The sequence below is a fragment of the Paraburkholderia sp. J12 genome (assembly GCF_905220215.1).
Classification (GTDB): Bacteria; Pseudomonadota; Gammaproteobacteria; order Burkholderiales; family Burkholderiaceae; genus Paraburkholderia.
This window is the reverse complement of sequence record NZ_CAJMZC010000001.1, coordinates 960,583-983,978: the sequence shown is the minus strand read 5'-3', so window position 1 is coordinate 983,978 and position 23,396 is coordinate 960,583. Positions and strand designations below refer to the sequence as shown.

The following is a 23,396-nucleotide window of genomic DNA, read 5'->3' as shown; positions in this document are numbered from 1 at the left end:
TCTTTACAGCTGGTCGTTGAGCGGCAACAGCAAGAATAGCCCGGTCAGGAGATTTCGGTAGAAACCCGCGTTGGGGTCGAGGTTGTAGGTGCGGATCATGCCGTTCTCGTCCACGTCGGTCCAGACGAGCGGCGAAGTCGCGGCGGTGCCGGCGAGCGCGGCGCGCTGGGCGGGCGTGGCGAGCGTCACGCGGTAGCTGACCTTGGGCGAGGTCGCGAGCGCGAAATAGCCGGCCACCTCGTGCGCGAGCGCGGGGCTGTCGATGGTGAGCGCGAGTTCGGTGTTGAGGTTGGCCGAACGCGGGTCGAGATTGAGCGAGCCGATCACGAGCGTTTCGTCGTCGATCACATAGGCCTTGGCGTGCAGGCTCGCCCGCGAGCGCGAACCGACGAGGCCGAGCGGCTGACGTTCGTTGCGCGCGGGCTGGCGCGGCTTGAACTCGTAGAGCTCGGCCCCCGCGCGCAGGAGCGGCACGCGGTAAGGGCTGTAGCCGGCCTGCACGGCGACGGCGTCGGTGGCGGCGAGCGAGTTGGTCAGGAACGCCACGCGCACGCCCTGCGCGGTCAGCTTGCGCACTTCCGCCACGCCCGCGTCGTGCGGCACGAAATACGGTGTGAAGGCCAGCACGCTGCGGTGCGCGGCATGGATCCGGTCGAGCAGCGAGCGCATGGCCGCGCCCATCTCGTCGTTCGGGCTGCTTTGCGCGTCGGCGATCTTTTCCGGCGAATCGGCCACGAACGCGCAATTCGCCCACACGAGGCCCAACTGGTGCTGGGTGATCTGCGCGTCGAGCGGCGTGGCGTTCAGCGGCTTCGCGTTGTACGGATCGGCGTTTTCGTGCCAGTGCTTGCGCAGCTCGTCGCGTGCGGTGTCGAGGTCGTGCGGGTCGAAATGCTGGCGGTTCAGCACGCCCAGGGGATACGCGATGCTGCTGTTCCAGTAGGCGTCGAAGCTCGCCGAAATCTGCGCCGTCACCGGGCCGGCGGCGAGCACGTCGAGATCGCTGAACTGCAGCGTGGGGCTCGCGCTGAAGTACTCGTCGCCGAGGTTGCGCCCGCCCACGATCGCCAACTGGTTATCGACGATCATCGCCTTGTTGTGCATGCGGCGCGTGAACTGGTCGAGGTTCGTGAAGAGGTTCGTGGTGCGCTCGACCATCCCCGCGTTCGCGCTGCCGTACGGATTGAACACGCGGATCTCGATTTTCGGATGCGTGTTGAGCGCCGCCATCAGGCGGTCGATGTCGCGGAAATTGAGGTCGTCCACGAGCATGCGCACGCGCACGCCGCGATCGGCTGCGTAGAGCGCCGCGCCCAGCAGCAGCTTGCCGGTCGTGTCCTCGTTCGCGATGTAGTACTGCATGTCGAGCGTTTTCGTCGCGGCGCGGGCGAGGGCGATGCGCATCTGCAGCGCGTCGGTGCCCGTCGCGAGCAGGCGGAAGCCGGACTGGCCCGGATGCGCGGCTTCGGGCACGGCGAGCGCGGCGCCAAGCGGCGTGGCCGCGGTGGGCGGCAGTGCGTGCGTGATGTCGCGCGGGTAAGCCGTGGCCGGGGGGCGCGTGGCGCATGCCGCGAGAAGCGCCAGGAAAACGGTGGAGATGAGCGCGCGGGCCGCGTAGCGGCGCAACGAGGATGCGGTCGAGGCGGGTGGCGCGATCAAGCGGGGTCTCCCGTGCGGTCCAGGCGCGCGGCGACGGCGCGCGGGCGATGTCTTGCGGTCTTCGGGGATGTCGCGGTGCCTTCCGGCGTGTGTCCCGATTCTACGAGAGCGGCGCGCCCCATGCTTTCGACCCGTACGGGGCAGGGGCGCGCCGGTGCGCTTTCAGCGTCGCGCGGCCGGCGTATCCGCCCGCGGCGCTTCCCCGGCGTCGCGCGTGCTGCCGCGCGCCGGCTTGCCCGCCCAGTAGCCCGCAAGCAGCGATCCCGAAAGGTTGTGCCACACCGAGAACAGCGCGCCGGGCAGCGCGGCGAGCGGCGAGAAGTAGAGCTTGCCGAGCGTGGCGGCGAGGCCCGAGTTCTGCATGCCGACCTCGATGGCGAGCGTGCGGCACACGGATTCGTCGAAGCCGAGCAGGCGCCCGCCCCAGTAGCCGCCAAGCAGGCCGATGCCGTTGTGCAGCACCACGCCGAGCGCGACCACGGGCCCGACCGTCGCGATGCTCGCGTGCGTGCCGCCCACCACCGCGGCGATGATCGCGAGGATGGCGACCATCGAGACGAGCGGCAGCACCGGCTCGACGCGGCGCACGAGATGCCCGGCGAAGCGGTTGACGACGAGGCCGATCACGATCGGCAGGCCCACGATCTGCAGGATGCTCAGGAGCATGCCGCGCACGTCGACCACGATCGACGCATCGACATAGAGGCGCGTGAGGAGCGGCGTCGCGAACACGCCGACCAGGGTGGAGAGAGCGCTGATCGTCACCGAAAGCGCGACGTCGCCGCGTGCGAGATAGATCATCACGTTCGAGGCGGTGCCGCTCGCCACGCTGCCGACGAGCACCATGCCCGCGGTGAGGTCGGGCGGCATGTGCAGTGCCTTCGCGATGGCCCAGGCCGCGAGCGGCATCACGAGGTAGTGCAGGAAGATGCCGGCCAGCACGGGCGCGGGGCGGGTGAAGACGCGCTGGAAGTCGGCGAAGGAGAGCGTCACGCCCATCGCGAGCATGATGATCATGAGCAGCGTGGTGACGTGCGGCGCAATCGGCGCGACCGAGCCCGGCGCGAAGTAGGCGAGGAGCGAAACGAGCACGGCCCAGAGCGGGAACAGGCGGGTAATCGGGGCAAGCATGGAAGGGTGGTCCGGTTTTATGGTCGTGAGTGCTGCGGGCGCGGTGCAGGGGCTGCGCGTGCCCTGGCGCATCGGTGTGTTGCCTGAGCGGCGCACGGCCCCGGGTTGAGGGTTGAAGGGGGTGAAGGCGCGCGCGGCGGGACGGTGCAGGCGCCGCCGCGGTGGTGGCCAGGCGCTCGCTTTTCGGGAGTCTCCTCGTGTCCGCTGCGACCGCACGCCTTCTGGGCGGCGCGCGCAGCCGGGCTATTTTAACCGCACGCTTAATCGTTCAAGCCCGGCCGAGGGTTTGTCCCGGGATCGTCCTGCCAGGCCGTTTTGCGGTTTCAGGCCGGTGTGGTTTGCGACGCCGCCGCGGCGACGCGCAGCCGGCTCATCCGGTGAAAGCGCAGCGTCATCAGCAGCGCGACCGTCGAGAGGCCGGCTGCGAGCCCCCACCAGAGTCCGCGGGCGCCCAGCCCGAAGTGGAACGCGAGCGCATAGCCGATGGGAAAGCCGATGCCCCAGTAGCCGAGCGTCGCCGCCATCATCGGGATGCGCGTGTCCTTGAGGCCGCGCAGGCAGCCCGAGCCGACGGTCTGCACGCCGTCGGCGATCTGGAACAGCGCCGCGACGCCCAGCAGCGAGGCCGCGAGCGAGACGGTGGCCGCGTTGGCGGGGTCGTCGAGATGCAGGTAGAGCCCGACGATCCAGTGCGGCGCGAACACCATCACGAGCGCCGAGAGCGACATGAAGCCCCCGCCGAGCGCAAGGGCGACGAAACCCGCGTGGCGCGCCGCGCCGGGTTGACCGGCCCCGGTCCAGTAGCCCACGCGCACGTTGGCTGCCTGGCCGATCGCGAGCGGCACCATGAACGAAACGGAGGCCACGTTGAGCGCGATCTGGTGCGCGGCGAGCGGCGTTTCGCCGAGCAGGCCCATCAGCAGACCGGTGGCGAGGAACAGCATGGCCTCGACCGCGTAGGTGATCGCCACGGGCCAGCCGATCGAGACGAGCTCACCCATCCTGGGCGCCGTGGGGCGCCGCGCGGCGACGAAATGCTGGTGCGAAGGCCGCAGGTGCAGGAGCGCCATCAGCACGATGGCGGTGAGCCAGATCGTGATCAGGGTGGCCGTGGGCGAGCCGAGAAAGCCGAGGCGCGGCAGCCCCCACACGCCGTGGATCAGCCCGTAGTTGAGGAAGCCGTTGACGAACACGCCCGCGAGCGACACCCACAGCAGGCGTTTCGCCGCGCCGATGGCAGGCAGGAACGAGCGCAGCAATCCCACGCCGATCAGGCTCGCGGGCGCGGCCCAGCGCAGCACGGCCGCGTAGTCGTCCACGCGCTGCGCGAGCGGCGCCGGCTCGCCGAGCGCGAGCAGGATCGGGCCCGCGAACGAGAGCATCGCGAACGCGGGCAGCGAGAGCAACAGCGCGAGCGCGAGGCCAGTCCAGTAGATGTGCGGCACATCGTCTTCGTTCTGCGCGCCGCGCGCGTGCGCCACGCTCACGCTCACCGAGCTCAGCACGCCCTGCAGCACCGTCACCACGACGAAGAACAGGTTCGCGCCGAGGCCGCCCGCCGCGAGCGCGTCGGCGCCGAGCGAGCCGAGCAGCACGGTGTCGGTCACGCTCATGGCCATCTGCGAGAGCTGGGCGATGGCGAGCGGCGCGGCAAGGCGCGCGGTGTCGGCGGCGTGGCGGGAGAGCGTGGGCGGCGCGATGGCGCGCGTGGCGAGGGTCGGTCGGGTCATGAAAGACAAGCGGCGCGAAATCTCGCGCCGCGCGGAACAGGGCGTTTAAAACAGGGCGTTTTTATGATGGGCTTTCTGCCAAAGCAGACAGCTTATTGCGGGATCACCCTATTGTCGATCAATAAGCCCATTTCTGGTGCAGTTTCTTTCAGTCCGCTTTTTAGTCCGGCTCGCGTATCGCAATGCGCGTATCGCCGAGCAGCACGACCTGGCCCGCGCGGATCTTGCAGGTCTTGCGCAACTCGACCTCGCCATCCACCTTCACGGCCCCGGAGGCGACGATCTGCTTGGCCGATCCGCCGCTGTCCGCGAGTCCCGTGATCTTCAGGAGGTTGTGCAGTTCGACGAAATCGCCGGTCAGCGTGAAATCGAGGTTGGGCATGGCGTGTGCAATCCGGGGGCGGGACAAAGTGCCGCGATGGGTGGAATCGAAGGGTTCGCATCATACGGCATGCGGTGCGCGTAACGCGCTGCCGGCGTCGTAGTCGAACTGTCAGAAAGTGAAACGTTCGGTAACGGTGGCGCTCTTCGGTGAACTTCACCCAAAAACGGCGTGTCCCTAAAAAGAGCCTGTCGTCCGGTGCGGTTGTGCCTGCAGTGTTTCACGGCAGGCTCCATCGAGCGGGGCGCGCCCGGCAGTCCGCTACGCCGGCCGCAGCACCCGGAACATAACTTCAGAGAGGATACGCCATGACCCAGATTCGCAAACTGCTGACCGGAGTCGCCCTGACGGCCTGCGCCGCGGCTTTCACCCACGGCGCGCTCGCGCAGGGCGCCGACCCGAATGCCCAGATGCCGCCGCAAGCACCGTCTCAGGCGCCCGCTGCCGCCGGAGTGGCGCAGCCGGCGCCTGCCCCGCAGAATCTGACCGCGCCGGGGCCCACCGATCCGCTCGTCCAGAAGCGCAACGCCAATGCCGAGGCGAACGCCCAGTATCGCGAGGCGAAGAAGGACGCGAAGTCGCAGTACAAGGCGCAGGTGCAGGACGCGAAGATCAACCGCAGGGCCGACCGCCAGGCGGCCGACCATGAAATGAAGAGCGAGATGCAGGGGCAGTCCGCGCAGCAGCCGGGCGGCAGCACCGAGCACTGAGCCGGGGCGGTTCTGTTGTTTTCGGCATAAATGCCGCCAGATCGCGTCGGGATCGGCGCTTGCCGGGGCGAGGTGTATGGATATACAGTATGCGTCGCCCCCCGATCCCTGACGCTCACTGCCGTGTCTACAGTAGTCGATCCCGCCGCCGTCGATCCCGATGCAGCCGCCTACCTCTCGAAGCTCAACGAGGCGCAGCGCGCCGCCGTCGAGCATGGCGGCACGGCGGCCTTCGCGCCGGGCGCGGCATTGCCGGCGCCGCTTCTGGTGATCGCCGGCGCTGGCTCGGGCAAGACCAATACGCTCGCGCACCGCGTCGCGCATCTCGTGGTCAACGGCGCCGATCCTCACCGCATCCTGCTGCTCACGTTCTCGCGCCGCGCCGCGCAGGAGATGACGCGCCGTGTCGGCCGCATCGCCGCGAGCGTGCCGGGCGCGGCCGCCGTGCTGGCGCAGGGACTCACGTGGGCCGGCACGTTTCACGGCATCGGCGCGCGCCTTCTGCGCGAATACGCCGGGCAGATCGGCCTGGCGCCCGCGTTCACGATCAACGACCGCGAGGATTCCGCCGACCTGATGAACCTCGTGCGCCATGAACTGGGGCTTTCGGCGAAGGAGAAGCGCTTTCCTTCGAAGAACACCTGCCTCGCGATCTATTCGCGCGTGGTCAACACCTCGGATCCGCTCGCGAACGTGCTGGCCCGTTCGTTCTCGTGGTGCCTCGAATGGGAACCGCAGCTCAAGACGCTCTTTGCCGGCTATGTCGACGCAAAGCAGAAGCAGAACGTGCTCGACTACGACGACCTGCTGCTCTACTGGGCGCACATGGCCGCCGAGCCCGCGCTCGCGGCCGATCTCGCGAGCCGCTTCGATCACGTGCTGGTGGACGAGTACCAGGACACCAACCGCCTGCAGGCGGCCATCCTGCTCGCGCTCAAGCCCGATGGGCGCGGCCTCACGGTCGTCGGCGACGACGCGCAGGCCATCTACTCGTTTCGCGGCGCGACGGTGCGCAACATTCTCGACTTTCCCGCGCAGTTCGACCCGCCCGCGCGCCAGGTCACGCTCGAGCGCAACTACCGGTCGACACAGCCTATTCTCGCGGCCTCGAATGCGGTGATCGACGCTGCCCGGGAGCGTTTCACCAAGAACCTCTGGAGCGAGCGGCCCTCGGCGCAGCGCCCGCGCCTTGTGAGCGTGGCCGACGAAGCCACCCAGGCGCGTTACGTCGTCGAGCAGATCCTCGCCGCGCGCGAGGAGGGCATGAAGCTCAGGCAGCAGGCCGTGCTGTTTCGCGCGGCGCACCACAGCGCGGCGCTCGAAATCGAGCTCGCGCGGCGCAACATCCCGTTCGTGAAGTTCGGCGGCCTGCGGTTTCTGGACGCCGCGCACGTCAAGGACGTGCTCGCCGTGCTGCGCTGGGCGGAGAACCCGCTCGACCGGGTGGCGGGCTTTCGCGTCGCGCAGTTGCTGCCGGGCGTGGGACCTGCAACGGCCGCGCGGCTGCTCGATCAGGTCGCCGCGTGCACGGGTGCCTGGCGCGCGGCCGAGGCGCTCGCCGCCTTCGCGCCGCCGCCGCGTGCCGCCGTCGACTGGGCCGCGTTCGCCGCGCTCATCGAGAACATCGGTGCGCGCTCGACACCGTGGCCCGCCGAGTTCGAGTGCGTGCGCCGCTGGTACGAGCCGCATCTGGAGCGCAACCACGAGGATGCGTCCGTGCGTCTTGCGGACCTGTTGCAGATGGAGAGCATCGCGAGCACCTATGCCTCGCGCGAACGCTTTCTCACCGAACTCACGCTCGATCCGCCCGACGCGACGAGCTCCGAATCGGCCGATCCGCTGCTTGACGAGGACTACCTGATTCTCTCGACGATCCATTCGGCGAAGGGGCAGGAGTGGCGCAACGTGTTCGTGCTCAACGGCGTGGACGGCTGCATTCCCTCCGATCTGGGCGCGGGCAGCGACGAAGAGCTCGAAGAGGAGCGGCGCCTGCTTTACGTGGCGATGACGCGTGCGAAGGAGGACCTGCATATCGTCGTGCCGCAGCGCTTCTACGTGCACAACCAGACGGCGCAGGGAGATCGCCACGTGTGGGCGTCGCGCACGCGTTTCATCGCGGCGGCCGCGCTGCCGCTCTACGAGTCGCGCGCCTGGCCGCCGGCGCCCGTCGTCAGCGCACCGAGCGCGGCGGGCCTTGCGGCCGCCGCGCAGGCGAAGATCGAGATTGGCGCGAAGCTCAGGAAGATGTGGGACTAGCAGCCCGGGCTGCGCGGGCTTGCAGCGCCGGAAGGGCCGGACGGGGCTGAAGAGCCTGAACCCGCCCGTCTCAGTTCGACTGGCGGCGCGGCTGGCTGCGCTGCGGCGGCACGAAGAAGTTGCGCAGCCACGCGGCGAGGCGCGTGAAAACGTCGTCGGGTTCCTCGACGAAGATTTCGGGCTTGAGCAGGCGCAGGTATTCCATGATCTGCTGCGCCTCCTGCTTCTGGAACACGCCGTGCGTGATCGCGAGCCGCAGCAGGCCGCGCAGTTCGCCCAGACGCTCGCGCGCCGTGCTGCCGGTGCTCGTCTCGCAGCCGATCTTCGCTTCGTAGATGCGCTGGCGCAGCGATTCGGAGAGGCGCCACGCGGGCGTCTGCATCTTCTCCTCGAGCGTCTGCATGTCCTCGACCGACGACTTGATCTGCGCCGCGAGCGGATCGATCAGTACCTGATCGCCCTGCGCTTCGTTCACGATCGCCGCCGCCCATTCGCGGCACTGCTTGGCGAGCTCCTCGGGCGTCCACTCGGGGCGCGAGGCAAAGCCGAAGCCGAACTCGCCGGCCTGACGCAGCAGGATCGAGACGACCTCCGGGAATTCCTTGTCGAGCGTGCGCTTGGCCCAGGCATACTGGCCGCCCGTCAACATGCGCTGCACCGCGTGTTCGGTGAGCGGCGTCATGTTGTCGAGCAGCTTCGCGCGCAGAAAGTCCTCGAATGAAGGCGTCGCGAACTGCGGGTCGAGCTTGAGCGACACGCGCAGAAAGGCGTCGAAGTCCTTGCGCAGCGACGCTACCGTTTCGTCCTTCAGGTTGAGGGTGATGTGCCCCATGTAGTTGCCCCGTGTGATCTTTGCCGCACTGCGCCGTGCCGGCAGTCTCCCGGCAAGGGGGACGCCGTGCGGCGCGGTGCGCCGCGTGCCCGCGCCGCCGGCCGCGAAGATACGCGGGCGGCGGCGCCAAAGCAGGCCATGACGGGATTAACGGCGCTCGGGGGGGAAACTTGAGAAGTGCCGCAGCATCGGGCCCTTTCTCGCTTTTTTAGCCGGTTGAGGCGGTTCCGGTGCACCACGGCGGGGCGTTGCGCGCCTCAGCGCAGCACCACGCCCTGCCAGAAAAAGAACACCCCAAGGCCGACCGCGATCGTCACGAGCGGACGCCGCGTGAGTACGCTCACCGCGATGGCGGCGAGCGCGCCCACCAGCTGCGGATTGCGCCACGTGAGCTCGGCGCCCTGGCCGTGCGGCGAGACGGCCATCGGCACGATGATCGCCGTGAGCACGGTCACGGGCACGAAGCCGAGCGCGGTGCGCACGAGCGGCGGGAAGACGAGCCGCTCGCCGAGCACGAAGACGACCGTGCGGATGAGCCAGGTAATGAGGGCCATGCCGAGAATGAGGACGACATAGTTCATTGCCGGGCTCCTGCGGCCGTATGCGGACCGGCGTGATTGTCGCCGTTGCGCGCAGTGGCGGGCGGCGCGTCGCGCGACGGGGCGGGCGCGCCGCCGGGTGTGCCCTTGCTGGATTCGCGGCGCGGCAGCGAGAGCGCCACACCTACCGCGACGCCCGCGAACACGGCGGCGAGCAGGCCGAGCTTGTACGGCCAGCCCTGCCAGAAGAAAGCGAGCGCGCCGGCGGTGACGGCCGCGGCCACGTAGCGCACTGCCACGAGCTGCGGCACCACGATGGCGATGAAGGTGGCGACCATCGCGAAGTCGAGCCCGAGCGACTGCAGGCCCGGGAACGCGGCGCCGAACAGCAGGCCGACGGCGGTCCAGATCTGCCAGTTCACGTACATCGCGACGCCCGAGCCGAGGAAGTGCCAGGGCGAGACGTCGTCGCCGGGCGGATGGCGGCGGAAGTGCGCCCACGCGACGGCGAAGACCTCGTCGGTGAGCAGGCCGCCCAGCACGAGACGCCAGCGCAGCGGCAGGTGCGAGACGTAGGGGGCGAGGGTCGCGCTATAGAGCACGTGGCGCAGGTTCACGACGAGCGTGGTCGCCCAGATCACGATGAAGCTCGCGTGCGAAGCGATCAGGCCGAGCGCGATGAACTGCGCGGAGCCCGCAAAAACGGCGAGCGACATCAGCTGGCCGTGCCAGGGCGCGAGCGGGCCCGACGTGACGAGCGTGCCGAAAATGACGCCGAAAGGCGCCGCGCCGACCATCATGGGGATCGTGTCGCGCGCGCCGGCGATGAACTCCTGGGAGCGGTTGGGATGGGTGGTCAAGCTGTCCTCCTGATACTGGGGGCAGCTTAGCGGGTGCGCGCCCGCCTGGCTTGTACGTTCTTGCGGCGCGCGGATCGATAAATCGGCTCAGGTCCCCTGCCAGCGTCCCGGCGGCACGCCGAACATGCGCCGGAAATGGCGCGTGAAATGGCTCTGGTCGGTGAAGCCGCTGGCGGCTGCGACATCGGCGACCGAGGCGCCCGCGCGCAGCGGCGCGAGCGCGCGCTGCAGACGCAACTGCGTGCGCCAGGCGTGTGGCGGCAGGCCGGTGGCCTGCGTGAAAAGCCGGGTGGCATGGAACGGCGAGAGGCCCACCGCCTCGGCCAGATCACCTACCCGCAGCGGCGTGGCGAGATCGGCGGCGAGCAGGGCTTTCATCGTTTCCACGCGTGGATCGTTCAGCGTCGGCCGCAGCGGTGCTTCGTGCGTGCGCGCATGGCGGGTGAGCAGGGCGGAAAGCGCATCGAGCAGGGCGCCTTCCACGAGCAGCAGGTCGCTGCCGGGGTTGTCGGGGCTGGCCGCCACCGAACCCGGGGCGTGCGGCGCGGCGCGAAGGGTGACCTGAGCGCCGGACGCCGCGCGCCGGCGGTCGGTATCGGCTTCGAGCAGCCGGTGCGCGCGGGACAGGCGCCGGGCGAGATCGGGATCGCGGATCACATCGGCGCCGAACCAGGGCAGCGGCTGCGTGCACCCGGCGATTTCGTCGGCGAGACCGTGCAGATAGTCGATCGGCACGTACATCACGCGATAGCGCCAGCCTTCGTCCACGGCGCGCGAGCCGGTGTGCAGCTCGCCCGGATTGATGACCGGCACGGTGCCCGCTTCGGCGACGTAGTGCGCGCCCCGGTAGCGATAGCACTCCGCGCCGTCCTCGATCACAGGAATCGCGTAGGCCTCGTGCCAGTGCGGCGCGAAGGTGTGCTCGTGATACTCGGCGGTGAGCAGATCCGCGCCGGGCAGGAGCGGCGTGCGCCAGTAGCGGGCGGAATCGCGGAAACGGCGGGCGGTCATGGCGGCAATGCAGTGGGCAAGGCAGTTGGCAATACGCTGGGCAATCCGGGCAGACGCCTCAGTGTAGCGCCGCGTTCAGCGCAGCGGGATCGTCGTGCCGGCCGGCACCGGTACGGCGGTGACGCTGTTCTTCGCGCTGCCGCTCACCACGCGGTCGCTGTAGGTCAGATAGACGAGGGCGTTGCGCTTCGCGTCCACCACGCGCACGACGTGCAGCGTCTTGAAGAGGAACGACATGCGCTCGTTGAACACGTCGTCCTGCTGCTTGAGCGGCCCGGTAAAGGCGATCTCACCGACCTGGCGGCAGGCGATGGAAGCTTCGGTGGGGTCTTCGGCGATGCCGAGCGTGCCTTTCACGCCGCCCGTGCGGGCGCGCGAGACGTAGCAGGTGACGCCTTTGACCTGCGGATCGTCGTAGGCTTCGACGACCACGCGGTCAGAACCGGTGAGACGGAAGTTGGTGTTCACGCTGCCGATCTGTTCGGCGTGGACGGTAGCCGTGGCGAGGGTGCCGGCGCACGCGAGGAGCGCGGCGAGTTTGTCGGTGGGTTTCATGCGGAGTCCGGAAGAGGGGGCTTATTGATCGGCGTGGCGGCCACTGTGTCATGTTCCGCTGCGCCTTGCTGCCGGACATAGTTCCGCATGAAGTCGCGCAGGAGTTGTGCGACGGTGCGATCGTGGGCTTTCGCTGCCGTGGCAAATTCGCTTTTCAGGGTTGCATCGACCCGGAAAGTAAAGGTTACGTCGCTCATGGCGCCACCCCAGATGTGTTACAGGGTAAGTACATCGTGAGTGCATCGTAGCACGGGTGGCAAAGCGGCAGCCGCAAGCGCGGGAGTGAGCAGAGCAGCAGAACGTGCTGCCGGAAAAGAAAAAAGGCGTTGCGCGGTTACGCGCAACGCCTTCGATTTTTGGCTCCCCGACCTGGGCTCGAACCAGGGACCTACGGATTAACAGTCCGGCGCTCTACCGACTGAGCTATCGGGGAACAGCACTACAGCAACTCTTCACTACATAAAAAAGCCCGTTGTGGTTAACGGGCTTTTGCGATTCTTTGGCTCCCCGACCTGGGCTCGAACCAGGGACCTACGGATTAACAGTCCGGCGCTCTACCGACTGAGCTATCGGGGATCAACAAAAGCAGAGAACGAGATTCTATGGGGCGCGGCGGGATCTGTCAACACCCGGGCGCCATCCCAAAAACAAATCCGCTTCGGGTGACGTGAGCCTCAGCGCGCCATCAATGTGTCGTCAGGGTGCAATCAGCGCGCCAAAAGCGCGAGCTTGTCCTTCACGTCCTTGAATTCGTCGGCTTCGGGCAGCGGCGCCTTGGTCTTGGTGATGCTGGGCCAGCCCTTCGCCAGTTCGGCGTTCAGGGCGGTGAAATGTTGCTGGTCGCCAGGCACGTCTTCTTCGGCGTAGATGGCGTTCACCGGGCACTCGGCCACGCACACGGCGCAGTCGATGCACTCGTCCGGGTCGATCGCGAGGAAGTTGGGACCTTCGCGAAAGCAGTCCACCGGGCACACATCGACGCAGTCGGTATAGCGGCACTTGATGCAGCTTTCGGTCACAACGTGGGTCATTCAGGCAGCTCCTGCAAGCTTTTGTATAGTGGGACGGCGTCTGGGCCAAAAACGTTATTGTAACTTAACGGGAATTTCCCCAGCGGGAGGCCCGCACGCGCGCTTATATCGTTTCGTGATTAGTTTATGGCGCCGCGCGGGTGCGCTTGCGGCGGGGTACAAGATTGTCCCCGCAAGCCGCACGGGCGTGCCCTCCGCGGCAGTGGCCGCGCGTGCATTCGGGTAACATGGCCGCACCGCCGACGCACACCGTCCGCGCGGCCCCGCGCGCCGCAGCCAGCCTGCCGGCGCGCCGGGTGGCGTGTACTGCGCGTGCCCACAGCGTCCTCCGAATGCAGTCCGGCTGCCTCATCATGATCATTACTTCGCTGCTCGATACCGATCTGTACAAATTCACGATGATGCAGGTGGTGCTGCATCATTTCCCCGCCGCGAGCGTGGAATACCGCTTCCGCTGCCGCACGCCGGACGTCGATCTGGTGCCCTACGTGGACGAGATCCGAAGCGAGATCCAGAAGCTCTGCCGGCTGCGCTTCTCCGAAGTCGAGCTCGATTACCTGCGCCGGCTGCGCTTCGTCAAAGGCGATTTCGTCGACTTTCTCGCGCTTTTCCATCTGAACGAGAAGTACATCACCGTCGCGCCTTCGCCGAAGAACAACGGCGAGATCGACATCGAGATCAAGGGCCCGTGGCTGCACACGATCCTCTTCGAGATCCCGGTGCTCGCCATCGTCAACGAAGTCTATTTCCGCAACACGCAGCATCACCCGCAGTACGACGAGGGCCGCGAGCGCCTGCGCCGCAAGATCGAGCTGCTCGGCGCGAAGCCAGAATTCGCCGACTGCAAGATTGCCGACTACGGCACGCGCCGCCGCTTTTCGAAGCGCTGGCACGAGGAGGTGATCCTCACGCTCAAGGAGGATCTGGGCGAGCAGTTCACGGGCACGAGCAACGTGTATTACGCGATGAAGCACAATCTCACGCCGCTCGGCACCATGGCGCACGAGTACCTGCAGGCGTGCCAGGCGCTCGGCCCGCGCCTGCGCGACTCGCAGATCTACGGCTTCGAGATGTGGGCCAAGGAGTATCGCGGCGACCTCGGCATCGCGCTCTCGGACGTGTACGGCATGCGGGCCTTCCTGCGCGACTTCGACATGTACTTCTGCAAGCTCTTCGACGGCGCGCGCCACGATTCGGGCGATCCGTTCGAATGGGGCGAGCGCCTCCTCAAGCACTACGAGGACAACCGCTGCGATTCGCGCACGAAGACGATGATTTTCTCGGACGCGCTCGACATCCCCAAGGTCCTGCGGCTTTACGAGCGCTTCGGCAAGCGCTGCCGGCTGGCATTCGGCGTCGGCACCAATCTCACCAACGACCTCGGTTACCAGCCGCTGCAGATCGTGATCAAGATGGTCCGCTGCAACGGCCAGCCCGTCGCCAAGCTCTCCGATTCGCCGGGCAAGAACATGTGCGACGACAAGGCTTATCTCGCCTATCTGCGTCAGGTGTTCGGCATCGAGCAGCCCACCGAAGAGGAATGCGCGGGCAAATAACGCGCGGCGCTCGCGAAATGCACGAAGCGGGGCGGGCGACCGTGGGTGTTCGGTGGGGTGTTCGGTGGGGTGTTCGGTGGGGTATCCAGCGAGGTGTCCAGGTATAATCGGCGCGACGCCCCGCCCGTGCACGATCCCGTGCATATCGGGCTTTTCTGTCACGCAACGAGGACCGCTCATGGACACCACGGCCGCCCGCCGCAGCATACTCGCTCGCATCCGCGCGGCCCAGGGGCGCGAGGCGACGCCCGCCGCGTCCGAGCGCGAAGCGGTGGCCGACTATCTCGCGCGTCATCCGCAAGGCCCGCGGCCGCCGCTCGAAGGCGACCTCGTCGCGCGCTTCGTGCGCGAAGCGCAGAAGATGTCCACTACTGTCGACGAAGTCGAAGGCCTGGCCGCGGTGCCCGCCGCCGCACAGCGCTATCTGGCCGAACGCGGCCTGTCGATGCAGGCCGTCGCCTGGGCCACGCTCGCCTCGCTCGACTGGGCCTCGGCAGGTTTGTCGGTGGCGTTTCGCAAGCCCGAAGATCGCGATCTCGTCGGCCTCACCGGCTGCTTCTGCGCGACCGCCGAGACCGGCACGCTCGTGTTGCTCTCGAGCCCGGATACCTGGGCTTCGGGCGCGCTCCTGCCGGAAACGCACATCGCCGTCGTGCCCGCTTCGCGCATCGTCGCGGGCCACGAAGACGCCTTCGCGCTGATCCGCGCCGAGCGCGGCGAACTGCCCCGCGCGGTCAATTTCGTCTCGGGGCCGTCGCGCACCGGCGATATCGAGCAGACCATCATTCTCGGCGCGCACGGTCCGTATCGCGTGCATGTCGTCGTCGTGCATGGCGCGTGAGCGTCTTGCTGCGCCCAGCAGCAGGCAAGCGGCGATGACGGCACCGCGCGGCGTGCAGGCGCTGCGCCGCTTCGGCATCACGGCGGCGCTCGCACTCGTGCCCGCGTGCGCCCATGCCGAGGGCGTGGACGGTGCCACGCTTCCCGTCACCTGGGGGCTGCCGTTCGCGGGCATGCTGCTTTCGATTGCGCTTTATCCGATGTTCGCGCCCGCGTTCTGGCACAGGCATTTCGGCAAGATCGCCGCGGCCTGGGCGCTTGCGTTCCTGCTGCCGTTTGCCGCCACCCACGGCGTGGCCGCCACCTGGCCGATGTTTCTGCACGCGCTGATCGACGAGTACATACCGTTCATCGTCCTGCTCGGCTCGCTTTATACGATCGCGGGCGGCATCTGCGTGTACGGCAACCTGCGCGGCTCGCCGCGCACGAACACCGCGATCCTCGCGCTCGGCACGCTGCTCGCGAGCTTCATGGGCACGACCGGCGCGGCCATGCTGCTGATTCGACCGCTCTTGCGCGCAAACGACAACCGGCGCCACAACGTTCACGTCGTCGTGTTCTTCATTTTTCTCGTGGCGAACGCGGGCGGCATGCTCACGCCGCTCGGCGATCCGCCGCTCTTCCTCGGCTTTCTCAACGGTGTGAGTTTCTTCTGGACTACGCAGCATCTCGTGCTGCCCATGCTGTTCGTCTGCGGCGTGCTGCTTGCGCTCTTCCATGCGCTCGATACGTGGTTCTTCCGCCGCGAGGACGAGAGGCGCGACGCGTTGCTCGATCCCACGCCCGACACGGGGCGTCTTGCCGTGGGCGGCAAGCTCAACTTTCTGCTGCTGGCGGGCGTGACGGGTTTCGTGCTGCTGAGCGGCGTGTGGAAGCCGGGCATCGCCTTCATGGTTTCAGGCGCGCGCGTCGAGCTGCAGAACCTTGTGCGCGACGCGGGCCTCGTCGCTCTCGCGCTCGTCTCGCTCGCGCTCACGCCGCGCGCGGTGCGCGCCGCCAACGACTTCAACTGGGCGCCGATCGCCGAAGTCGCGAAGCTCTTCGCGGGCATCTTCGTGACGATCACGCCGGTCATCGCGATCCTGAAAGCGGGCGAGGCGGGCGCGTTTGCCGGCCTCATCCATCTCGTGAACGAGGCGCCGGGCCGCCCCGACGACATCATGTACTTCTGGGCGACGGGGCTTCTTTCGTCCTTTCTCGACAATGCGCCCACCTGGCTCGTGTTCTTCAACCTCGCGGGCGGCGACGCCGCGACGCTGATGACGACCGGCGCGAAGACGCTCGCCGCGATCTCGGCGGGCGCGGTGCTGATGGGCGCGAACACCTATATCGGCAATGCGCCGAATTTCATGGTCAAGGCGATAGCGGAGTCGCGCGGCGTGCGCATGCCGGGCTTCTTCGGCTATCTTGGCTGGTCGTGCACGATACTCGTGCCGGTCTTTCTCGCGGCGACCTGGCTCTTTTTCGCGTGAGCGTGCGCAACCGAACCTGAAGTGGAGAGCAACGATGCAGAAGATTCTCGTGGCGCGGCCGATCTTTCCCGACGTGATCGACCGGCTCAAGCAGTATTTCGACGTCGACTGGAACACCGGCGACGCGCTTCCCGCCGACGAGCTCGCGCGGCGCCTCGCCGACAAGGACGGCGCGCTCACGGCCGGCGACCCGATCACGGCGGCCACGCTCGCGGCCGCGCCGCGGCTGCGCGCCGTGGCCAATATGGCGGTGGGCTACAACAACTTCGATATGGCCGCGTTCAACGCGGCGAACGTGCTCGGCACCAACACGCCCGACGTGCTCAACGAAACCACGGCCGATTTCGGCTGGGCGCTCATGATGGCGGCCGCGCGCCGCATTGCCGAGTCGGAGCATTTCCTGCGCGCGGGCAAGTGGGGGAAATGGTCCTACGACATGTTTCTGGGCCCGGACATCTATGGTTCTACGCTCGGCATCGTGGGCATGGGCCGCATCGGCCAGGCGATCGCACGGCGCGCGCAGGGCTTCAACATGCGCGTGATCTATCACAACCGCTCGCGCGTGGCGCCCGCCATCGAGGCCGAACTGAACGCGGAATACCGCACGAAGGAAGCGCTTTTGCGCGAGGCCGATCACGTGGTGCTGGTGCTGCCCTATACGGCCGGGAATCATCACACGATCGGCGCCGCCGAACTCGCGCTGATGAAGCCGACTGCCACGCTCACTAACATCGCGCGCGGCGGCATCGTCGACGATGCGGCGCTGGCCGAGGCGCTGCGCGAGCACCGCATCGCGGCGGCCGGCCTCGACGTGTTCGAGGGCGAGCCGAAGGTGCATCCGGCGCTGTTGACGGTGCCCAACGTCGTGCTCACGCCGCACATCGCGAGCGCGAGCGAAGCGACTCGCCGCGCCATGGCGAACCTCGCCGCCGACAACCTCATCGCCGCACTCGGCGAGGGGCCGCGCGCGGGCAGGCCGCCCAATCCGATCAATCCTGACGTCATGGGGAAAGCCCGTTCATGAGTGAGCTGCTGTTGATGTCGATCGCGACGCTGCTGCTCGCGATCGCCCTGGTCATCGCCCTCGTGGTGCTCGTGCGCGCGCGCCGCGGCGAGGAAACCGAAGCGGTGCACGAGCTGCGCGAAGCGCTCGACGGCCTGAGCGACCGCGTCGCCGCGGCGAACGATACCCAGGCGCGCGCGGCCGAGCGCATCGAGCGCGAACTGCGCAACGAGATTGCGCGCACGGCGCAGGCGTCGCGCAGCGAGTTCGGCGGCGGCTTCGCGCAGGTGCAGCAGGCGCTGGCCTCGCACCTCACGAGCATCGCGACGGTGCAGAACAACCAGATCGACGGTTTCGCGCAGCAACTCGTCAAGCTGACCGAGACCAACGCGCAGCAGCTCGAAGCGGTGCGCCAGAGCCTGCAGCAGCAGGCCCAGCAGGCGCGCGACGAGCAGGGCGCCGCGCTGCGCCACTTCGGCAGCCTGCTCGCGCAACAGCTCGCCCAGCTCACCGAGGCGAACGACCGGCGCTTTGCCGAAGTGCGCGCTACGCTGGAGCAGCGCCTGAAGGACATCGAGGCGAACAATGCGGCCAAGCTCGAAGAGATGCGCCGCACTGTCGACGAGAAGCTTCACGCCACGCTCGAACAGCGCCTCGGCGAGTCGTTCAAGCTCGTGTCGGACCGGCTTGAACAGGTGCACCGGGGACTCGGCGAAATGCAGACGCTGGCCGCGGGCGTCGGCGACCTGAAGAAGGTGCTCACGAACGTGAAGACGCGCGGCACGTGGGGCGAGGTTCAGCTCGAAGCGCTGCTCGAGCAGATGCTCACGCCCGACCAGTACGCGAAGAACGTGGCGACGGTGCCGAAGAGCAACGAGCGCGTCGAGTTCGCCATCCGCCTGCCTGGACGCGGCGCGGGCGAGGGCGCGGACGGCACGGCTGCGCCGGTGTGGCTGCCCGTCGATGCGAAATTCCCCCGCGAGGACTACGAGCGCCTGATCGATGCGCAGGAGCGTGCCGACGTCGCGGCGATCGAAGAGGCGGGCCGCGCGCTGGAGGCGCGCGTGCGGGCCGAGGCGCGCACGATTGCGGAGAAGTATGTGGCGCCGCCGCACACCACCGACTTCGCGCTGCTGTTCCTGCCGACCGAGGGGCTCTACGCGGAGATCCTGCGCCGCCCCGGCTTGACCGATCTATTGCAGCGTGACTTCCGCGTGACGGTGGCGGGGCCGACCACGTTGACGGCGCTGCTCAACAGTCTGCAGATGGGCTTCCGGACGCTCGCGATCGAGCGCCGTTCGAGCGAGGTGTGGCAGGTGCTGGGCGCGGTGAAGACGGAGTTCGGTAAGTTCGGCGACGTGCTTGCGAAGACGAAGTCGCAACTGGAGACGGTGACGCGCTCGATCGAAGCCGCCGAGGTGCGCACGCGCGCTATGAACCGCAAGCTGCGCGATGTGGAGGCGCTGCCGGGCGAGGAAGCGACGGATCTGCTCGGCGACACGCTGCGCAATGGCGCGGGCGACGAATAGGACGCCTGCCAGGCGCCTTCGCGATATCCGCTGAACTCGCCAGAACGCAACGGGCCGCCTGCATTGTCATGCAGGCGGCCCGTTTCATCTGGGAGCGTGCCAGGGAACGCTACGCGGTCGCGCTCAGGCCGGCTGCTCAGCCGGCGCGGCAAGGCGCTCCAGGGCGTCGCCCGTCATGCGCACCACGCGCCATTCGGGCAGCACGGCTGCGCCCAGCTTTTCATAAAAGCCGATGGCCGGCTGGTTCCAGTCGAGCACCGTCCACTCGAAGCGTGCGCACTGGCGCTCGACGGCGATCGCAGCAAGTGCGCGCAGCATCGCCGTGCCGAGGCCCGTGCCGCGCTGCGAAGGCTGCACGTAGAGGTCTTCGAGATAGAGCCCGCGGCGCGCAAGGAAAGTCGAATAGTTGTGGAAGAAGAGCGCATAGCCGACGATCCGCCCTGCGTCTTCCGCCACCAGCGCTTCCGCTGCCGGACGCGCGCCGAAGAGCGCGTCGGCGAGGCCCTCGGGCGTGCCCGTGAACAGATGCGTGAGCTTTTCGAACTCGGCCAGCTCGTACATCAGCGCGTGCACCGCAGCGACGTCGGCGGGCGTGGCCGCGCGGATCGTTGCGGCCATTACGCTTCCTCCGGCACGTCCGACAAATGGATTTCGATGCCGCCGAAGCGCGATGCGACCCAGTTGTAGGCGTGGCAGGCGATCCACAGCAGGATGAAGCCGACGATCGCATTGAGCAGCAGCGCGCTGAAGATCGTCGAAAGCTCGACCGAGCCGTAGCGCACGAACGCGACGAGCACGCCGAGCAGCACGATCGGCACGCTGAACGTCAGATACACGAGGATGAGCGCCTTGGCGGTCTGCCCCGCGGCAATGAACGAGATCTGTTTTTTCATGTGAGTCGGTCCGTATGACGTGGTGGACGTAGCGAATGTGACGGTGGCTGAAAGGCGCGGGCCCGTGCTAGACGAGTCCGTCGAAAAGCATGATGTCGACGGCGTCGCCGGCGTCGAGATCGGCGGTCTCATGGGCGAGCACGATAAAGCAATTTGCCTCGCTCATGGTGCTGAGCGCGCCGGAACTTTGCGAACCGGTCGGCGCGACGCGCCACTGGCCGTCGCCGCCCCGGTGCGCCAGGCCGCGCTGGAATTCGGTGCGGCCCGGGCGTTTCTTCACCGGCGCTTCGCAGCGCGCCGGGATCAGCGGCACCGGCTGCGGCGCGGCGCCGGCCATGGCGAGCAGGGCCGGGCGCACGATCTGGTAGAACGTCACCATGGTCGCGACCGGGTTGCCCGGCAAGCCGAAGAGGAGCGCCGCGTGCCCCGCGCCGGGCGTGCCGCCCGACCAGATGCGGCCGAACGCGAGCGGCCGGCCGGGGCGCATGGCGAGACCCCAGAACGCCACGTCGCCGAGCTTTTGCAACTGGGTGCGCGTAAAGTCCGCCTCGCCGACCGACACCCCGCCCGAGGTCAGGACGACGTCCGCGCGCTCGGCGGCGAGCTTGAGCGTTGCGGCGAGCGCGGCCGGTTCGTCGCGCACCCGACCCAGGTCGATGGCCTCGACGTCGAGCCGCTTGAGCATCGCGCCGAGCGTGTAGCGATTGCTGTCGTAGATGCAGCCCGCATCGAGCGTCTCGCCCGGCGAGCGCAATTCGTCGCCGGTCGAAAAGTAGGCCACGCGCAGGCGCTGCTTCACTTCGACATCGGTGAGCCCGAGCGAGGCGAGAAGGCCAATGTCGGAGGCGCGCAGCACGCGCCCGGCGTGGAGCGCCACGCTGCCTCTCGCGAGATCCTCGCCGCGGCGTCGGCGGTTCGCGCCGCGCGCGACGGCTTGCGCCGCGAACGCGATATGGCCGTCGTCGGGGTTGCTGCGCTTCACGTGCTCCTGAGGCACGACGGTGTCGCACCCTGCGGGCATCGGCGCGCCGGTCATGATGCGCACGCACGCGTTTCGGGCGATCGCGCCCGTGTAGGGATGCCCCGCGAAGGCCTTGCCCGCGACGTTCAGCGTCAACGTTTCTGCCTCAGGCCCGCGCGGGGTTTCGAGCACGGCGCCGTCGAATGCGTAGCCGTCCATCGCCGAATTGTCGTGCGCGGGCACGTCGATCGGCGAGATTACGTCCGCCGCGAGCACGCGCGTGAGCGCATCGGCCAGCGGCACGCGTTCGCTCGCCGCGAGCGGCGTCACCCACTGGAGCACGATGGCCTGGGCGGCGCTGACGGGCAAGGCTTGAGGATCGTAGCGGGTGACGCAACCGGACAAAGTGTTAAGCGTGGTCATCGGGTGGAGAAGCGTCGCATCCGCACGGATGGGTGCGGCGGGTGTCCTGGTGGACAGGCCTTGAGACGATGGGCGGACAGTGGCCGGTGGACTGCTCGCGCGCTACGCGCGGTCGAAGTCGGCGAGTTCCTGCAAGGAGTTGATATTGTAAAACGCACGCTCGTCGGCAAAGGCCACTTCGGCCGCCCTGTGGCGCGCGTACCACGCGCGCACCTTGCGCTCGCCGGCCTCCAGAAAGGCGGCGAGGTCGTCTGCGAGCGACGTGCGCAGCAGCACGAAGACGGGGTGCAACGAGACCTCGCCTGCCGCATTCGCGGTGGTGACGGTGGCGATGTCGGCGTGTTCGGCAAGCGCCGCTGCGGCGAGGTGCGCGGCGAGATCGGCGGGCAGCCACGGCGAATCGCAGGGCGCGGCGAGCAGCCACTCGGTGCGGGCTGCCCTGAGGCCCGCGAGCAGTCCGGCGAGCGGGCCCGGAAAACCCGGGAGCGTATCGGCGAGCACCTGGGCGTGCCACGGCGCGCCGAGCGCGGCGTAGGTCTCGGGATGGCGGTTCGCGCTGATCGCGAGTGCGCCGACCTGCGGCGCGAGGCGCTCGAGCACGTGTGCCGCGAGCGGCCGGCCTTGCAGGCGTTGCAGGCCCTTGTCGGCGCCGCCCATGCGCTGGCCGCGTCCGCCTGCGAGCACGAGACCCGTGATGGCGGCGGCGGGCAGAATGGTGGACATGGTTTTCCGGACGGGCAGGGTGGCAGGCGTCGGTGGCGTATCAGCCGCCGATATAGGACATCTCGATGCGGCGTGCTTCGGGCGCCGTGTCGGCTGGCACGGCGGCGCTGCCGCGCAATTGCGAGTAGCGGTCGGCGCGGCCTGCCCAGATCCGCGCAATGGCGGTCGAGATGGCGTCGTCGCTTGCGCCGTTGCGCACGATCGTGCGCAGGTCGTAGCCCATCGATGCGAACAGGCACAGGTACAGCTTGCCCTCCGTCGAAAGGCGCGCGCGCGTGCAGTTGCCGCAAAAGGCGCGCGTCACGCTGGAAATCACGCCGATTTCGCCGGCGCCGTCGGCGTAGCCCCAGCGCTGCGCGGTCTCGGCGGCGCTATGGGGTTCGAGCGGCACGAGCGGAAAGTGTTCGGCGATACGCGCGACCACGTCCGCCGAAGGCAGCACCTCCGTCATGTTCCAGCCGTTCGAGGTGCCCACGTCCATGTATTCGATGAAGCGCAGCGTCACGTCCGAGCCGCGGAAATGCCGTGCCATCGGCACGATCTCGGCGTCGTTGGTACCGCGCTTGACCACCATGTTGACCTTGAGGGGCGCGAGGCCGACGGCCTGCGCCGCTTCGATGCCGTCCAGCACGTCGGCGACTGCGAAGTCGGCGTCGTTCATGCGGCGAAAGAGGGTGTCGTCGAGCGCGTCGAGGCTCACCGTCACGCGCGTGAGGCCCGCGTCGCGCAACGCGCGCGCCTTGCGGGCGAGCAGCGACCCGTTGGTGGTGAGCGTGAGGTCGAGCGGCTCGCCGTCGACCGTGCGCAGTGTCGCAAGACGCTCGATCAGGAATTCGATGTTCTTGCGCAGGAGCGGCTCGCCGCCGGTCAGGCGGATTTTCGTGACGCCCTGTGCGACGAACAGCCGCGCGAGACGCTCGATTTCCTCCAGCGACAGCAGCGCGGCGTGGGGCAGGAACTGATAGTTCTTGTCGAATACCTCGCGCGGCATGCAATACACGCAGCGGAAGTTGCAGCGGTCCGTAACCGAGATGCGCAGGTCGTGCAAAGGCCGCGCGAGCGCGTCCACCACCTCGCCGGATGGCGGGCGCACGGCGGCGCCGGCTGCCTCGGGAGGCAGCGTGCGGGCATCGGCAACGGGAATGACGCGTCGGGACATGGTGGCAATGTAAGCGTATGGAATCGATTTTAGCCGAACCCCGACCCGGCCATAGGCCTGGGTGAACGCTGATATATCAAAAAAAAGCCCGCCGATATGGCGGGCTTCAGGTTGCTGACCCTCGGACCGGGCAGGGCGCGG

23 protein-coding genes and 2 tRNA genes are annotated in these 23,396 nt (G+C 68.1%); 7 read left to right on the top strand and 18 right to left on the bottom strand.

Annotation, left to right across the window (positions count from 1 at the left end; all coding sequences use genetic code 11):
- Positions 1 to 3: 3 nt before the first annotated feature.
- From U5760_RS04600 to U5760_RS04585, 4 genes are all read right to left on the bottom strand, one after another.
- On the bottom strand, positions 4 to 1,659 hold the full coding sequence (locus tag U5760_RS04600; RefSeq protein WP_415914031.1) for a phospholipase D family protein: 1,656 nt from the start codon (positions 1,657 to 1,659) through the stop codon (positions 4 to 6).
- A gap of 162 nt (positions 1,660 to 1,821) precedes the next feature.
- On the bottom strand, positions 1,822 to 2,790 hold the full coding sequence (gene panS / locus U5760_RS04595; protein ID WP_322009883.1) for a ketopantoate/pantoate/pantothenate transporter PanS: 969 nt from the start codon (positions 2,788 to 2,790) through the stop codon (positions 1,822 to 1,824).
- Between the two features lie 323 nt (positions 2,791 to 3,113).
- Positions 3,114 to 4,520 (bottom strand): MATE family efflux transporter, encoded by a 1,407-nt coding sequence (locus U5760_RS04590; RefSeq protein WP_322009881.1) that lies wholly within the window; start codon positions 4,518 to 4,520, stop codon positions 3,114 to 3,116.
- 160 nt (positions 4,521 to 4,680) lie between these two features.
- Positions 4,681 to 4,902, bottom strand: a complete 222-nt coding sequence (locus tag U5760_RS04585; protein WP_322009880.1) for an RNA-binding S4 domain-containing protein — start codon at positions 4,900 to 4,902, stop codon at positions 4,681 to 4,683.
- A 308-nt stretch (positions 4,903 to 5,210) separates the two neighbouring features.
- Here U5760_RS04585 and U5760_RS04580 point away from each other — a divergent pair, with 308 nt between their 5' ends.
- Positions 5,211 to 5,612, top strand: coding sequence for a hypothetical protein (locus tag U5760_RS04580; RefSeq protein ID WP_322009879.1), 402 nt, complete (start codon positions 5,211 to 5,213; stop codon positions 5,610 to 5,612).
- Between the two features lie 30 nt (positions 5,613 to 5,642).
- A complete protein-coding gene (locus tag U5760_RS04575; RefSeq protein ID WP_322009878.1) occupies positions 5,643 to 7,868 on the top strand; it encodes an ATP-dependent helicase in 2,226 nt (741 codons plus the stop codon).
- 70 nt (positions 7,869 to 7,938) lie between these two features.
- On the opposite strand, the gene U5760_RS04570 is transcribed toward U5760_RS04575, so the two are convergent.
- The 9 genes from U5760_RS04570 to fdxA form a co-directional block, all read right to left on the bottom strand.
- Positions 7,939 to 8,700: a DUF4088 family protein gene (locus U5760_RS04570; protein ID WP_322009876.1), complete on the bottom strand. Its 762-nt coding sequence runs from the start codon at positions 8,698 to 8,700 to the stop codon at positions 7,939 to 7,941.
- A 257-nt stretch (positions 8,701 to 8,957) separates the two neighbouring features.
- Positions 8,958 to 9,281, bottom strand: a complete 324-nt coding sequence (locus tag U5760_RS04565) for an AzlD domain-containing protein (protein ID WP_322009875.1) — start codon at positions 9,279 to 9,281, stop codon at positions 8,958 to 8,960.
- Positions 9,278 to 10,039: an AzlC family ABC transporter permease gene (locus U5760_RS04560; protein ID WP_322010039.1), complete on the bottom strand. Its 762-nt coding sequence runs from the start codon at positions 10,037 to 10,039 to the stop codon at positions 9,278 to 9,280. Before U5760_RS04560 ends, U5760_RS04565 begins: the two co-directional genes overlap by 4 nt.
- Positions 10,040 to 10,186: 147 nt before the next feature.
- A complete protein-coding gene (locus tag U5760_RS04555; protein ID WP_322009874.1) occupies positions 10,187 to 11,110 on the bottom strand; it encodes an AraC family transcriptional regulator in 924 nt (307 codons plus the stop codon).
- 75 nt (positions 11,111 to 11,185) lie between these two features.
- Entirely contained in the window at positions 11,186 to 11,665 is a 480-nt protein-coding gene (locus tag U5760_RS04550) for a CreA family protein (protein WP_322009873.1), read from the bottom strand.
- Positions 11,662 to 11,862: a hypothetical protein gene (locus tag U5760_RS04545; RefSeq protein WP_322010054.1), complete on the bottom strand. Its 201-nt coding sequence runs from the start codon at positions 11,860 to 11,862 to the stop codon at positions 11,662 to 11,664. The genes U5760_RS04550 and U5760_RS04545 overlap by 4 nt, the downstream gene beginning before the upstream one ends.
- A gap of 160 nt (positions 11,863 to 12,022) precedes the next feature.
- A tRNA-Asn gene (locus tag U5760_RS04540) sits at positions 12,023 to 12,098 on the bottom strand.
- A 67-nt stretch (positions 12,099 to 12,165) separates the two neighbouring features.
- Positions 12,166 to 12,241 (bottom strand) — tRNA-Asn (locus U5760_RS04535).
- Between the two features lie 131 nt (positions 12,242 to 12,372).
- A complete protein-coding gene (fdxA, locus tag U5760_RS04530; protein ID WP_028226861.1) occupies positions 12,373 to 12,696 on the bottom strand; it encodes a ferredoxin FdxA in 324 nt (107 codons plus the stop codon).
- A gap of 353 nt (positions 12,697 to 13,049) precedes the next feature.
- Between fdxA and pncB the strand changes: the two genes are divergently transcribed.
- The 5 genes from pncB to U5760_RS04505 all read left to right on the top strand — a co-directional run bounded on the left by pncB (position 13,050) and on the right by U5760_RS04505 (position 19,096).
- Positions 13,050 to 14,252, top strand: coding sequence for a nicotinate phosphoribosyltransferase (pncB, locus tag U5760_RS04525; RefSeq protein ID WP_322009872.1), 1,203 nt, complete (start codon positions 13,050 to 13,052; stop codon positions 14,250 to 14,252).
- Between the two features lie 178 nt (positions 14,253 to 14,430).
- Entirely contained in the window at positions 14,431 to 15,093 is a 663-nt protein-coding gene (locus tag U5760_RS04520) for a lactate utilization protein C (RefSeq protein ID WP_322009871.1), read from the top strand.
- Positions 15,094 to 15,127: 34 nt separating this feature from the next.
- Positions 15,128 to 16,564, top strand: a complete 1,437-nt coding sequence (locus U5760_RS04515) for a sodium:proton antiporter (protein WP_322009870.1) — start codon at positions 15,128 to 15,130, stop codon at positions 16,562 to 16,564.
- 34 nt (positions 16,565 to 16,598) lie between these two features.
- Positions 16,599 to 17,588, top strand: coding sequence for a D-glycerate dehydrogenase (locus U5760_RS04510; protein WP_322009869.1), 990 nt, complete (start codon positions 16,599 to 16,601; stop codon positions 17,586 to 17,588).
- Positions 17,585 to 19,096 (top strand): DNA recombination protein RmuC, encoded by a 1,512-nt coding sequence (locus U5760_RS04505; RefSeq protein WP_322009868.1) that lies wholly within the window; start codon positions 17,585 to 17,587, stop codon positions 19,094 to 19,096. The genes U5760_RS04510 and U5760_RS04505 overlap by 4 nt, the downstream gene beginning before the upstream one ends.
- 123 nt (positions 19,097 to 19,219) lie before the next feature.
- On the opposite strand, the gene U5760_RS04500 is transcribed toward U5760_RS04505, so the two are convergent.
- From U5760_RS04500 to moaA, 5 genes are all read right to left on the bottom strand, one after another.
- A complete protein-coding gene (locus U5760_RS04500; protein WP_322009867.1) occupies positions 19,220 to 19,714 on the bottom strand; it encodes a GNAT family N-acetyltransferase in 495 nt (164 codons plus the stop codon).
- A complete protein-coding gene (locus U5760_RS04495) occupies positions 19,714 to 19,989 on the bottom strand; it encodes a hypothetical protein (RefSeq protein WP_028212919.1) in 276 nt (91 codons plus the stop codon). The genes U5760_RS04500 and U5760_RS04495 overlap by 1 nt, the downstream gene beginning before the upstream one ends.
- Positions 19,990 to 20,056: 67 nt before the next feature.
- Positions 20,057 to 21,373, bottom strand: coding sequence for a gephyrin-like molybdotransferase Glp (gene glp, locus U5760_RS04490; protein WP_322009866.1), 1,317 nt, complete (start codon positions 21,371 to 21,373; stop codon positions 20,057 to 20,059).
- A 102-nt stretch (positions 21,374 to 21,475) separates the two neighbouring features.
- Positions 21,476 to 22,096 carry a molybdenum cofactor guanylyltransferase MobA gene (gene mobA / locus U5760_RS04485; RefSeq protein WP_322009865.1) on the bottom strand — a complete coding sequence of 207 codons (621 nt, stop codon included), beginning with the start codon at positions 22,094 to 22,096 and terminating at the stop codon, positions 21,476 to 21,478.
- Between the two features lie 40 nt (positions 22,097 to 22,136).
- Positions 22,137 to 23,255 carry a GTP 3',8-cyclase MoaA gene (moaA, locus tag U5760_RS04480; protein WP_322009863.1) on the bottom strand — a complete coding sequence of 373 codons (1,119 nt, stop codon included), beginning with the start codon at positions 23,253 to 23,255 and terminating at the stop codon, positions 22,137 to 22,139.
- Between the last annotated feature and the right edge of the window lie 141 nt (positions 23,256 to 23,396).

Bases quoted from the DNA above. Each gene is read 5' to 3' on its own strand.
- panS (WP_322009883.1), bottom strand. From the start codon at position 2,790: ATGCTTGCCCCGATTACCCGCCTGTTCCCGCTCTGGGCCGTGCTCGTT.
- U5760_RS04590 (WP_322009881.1), bottom strand. From the start codon at position 4,520: ATGACCCGACCGACCCTCGCCACGCGCGCCATCGCGCCGCCCACGCTC.
- U5760_RS04585 (WP_322009880.1), bottom strand. From the start codon at position 4,902: ATGCCCAACCTCGATTTCACGCTGACCGGCGATTTCGTCGAACTGCAC.
- U5760_RS04580 (WP_322009879.1), top strand. From the start codon at position 5,211: ATGACCCAGATTCGCAAACTGCTGACCGGAGTCGCCCTGACGGCCTGC.
- U5760_RS04575 (WP_322009878.1), top strand. From the start codon at position 5,643: ATGCCGCCAGATCGCGTCGGGATCGGCGCTTGCCGGGGCGAGGTGTAT.
- U5760_RS04570 (WP_322009876.1), bottom strand. From the start codon at position 8,700: ATGGGGCACATCACCCTCAACCTGAAGGACGAAACGGTAGCGTCGCTG.
- U5760_RS04565 (WP_322009875.1), bottom strand. From the start codon at position 9,281: ATGAACTATGTCGTCCTCATTCTCGGCATGGCCCTCATTACCTGGCTC.
- U5760_RS04560 (WP_322010039.1), bottom strand. From the start codon at position 10,039: ATGATGGTCGGCGCGGCGCCTTTCGGCGTCATTTTCGGCACGCTCGTC.
- U5760_RS04555 (WP_322009874.1), bottom strand. From the start codon at position 11,110: ATGACCGCCCGCCGTTTCCGCGATTCCGCCCGCTACTGGCGCACGCCG.
- U5760_RS04550 (WP_322009873.1), bottom strand. From the start codon at position 11,665: ATGAAACCCACCGACAAACTCGCCGCGCTCCTCGCGTGCGCCGGCACC.
- U5760_RS04545 (WP_322010054.1), bottom strand. From the start codon at position 11,862: ATGAGCGACGTAACCTTTACTTTCCGGGTCGATGCAACCCTGAAAAGC.
- fdxA (WP_028226861.1), bottom strand. From the start codon at position 12,696: ATGACCCACGTTGTGACCGAAAGCTGCATCAAGTGCCGCTATACCGAC.
- pncB (WP_322009872.1), top strand. From the start codon at position 13,050: ATGATCATTACTTCGCTGCTCGATACCGATCTGTACAAATTCACGATG.
- U5760_RS04520 (WP_322009871.1), top strand. From the start codon at position 14,431: ATGGACACCACGGCCGCCCGCCGCAGCATACTCGCTCGCATCCGCGCG.
- U5760_RS04515 (WP_322009870.1), top strand. From the start codon at position 15,128: ATGACGGCACCGCGCGGCGTGCAGGCGCTGCGCCGCTTCGGCATCACG.
- U5760_RS04510 (WP_322009869.1), top strand. From the start codon at position 16,599: ATGCAGAAGATTCTCGTGGCGCGGCCGATCTTTCCCGACGTGATCGAC.
- U5760_RS04505 (WP_322009868.1), top strand. From the start codon at position 17,585: ATGAGTGAGCTGCTGTTGATGTCGATCGCGACGCTGCTGCTCGCGATC.
- U5760_RS04500 (WP_322009867.1), bottom strand. From the start codon at position 19,714: ATGGCCGCAACGATCCGCGCGGCCACGCCCGCCGACGTCGCTGCGGTG.
- U5760_RS04495 (WP_028212919.1), bottom strand. From the start codon at position 19,989: ATGAAAAAACAGATCTCGTTCATTGCCGCGGGGCAGACCGCCAAGGCG.
- glp (WP_322009866.1), bottom strand. From the start codon at position 21,373: ATGACCACGCTTAACACTTTGTCCGGTTGCGTCACCCGCTACGATCCT.
- mobA (WP_322009865.1), bottom strand. From the start codon at position 22,096: ATGTCCACCATTCTGCCCGCCGCCGCCATCACGGGTCTCGTGCTCGCA.
- moaA (WP_322009863.1), bottom strand. From the start codon at position 23,255: ATGTCCCGACGCGTCATTCCCGTTGCCGATGCCCGCACGCTGCCTCCC.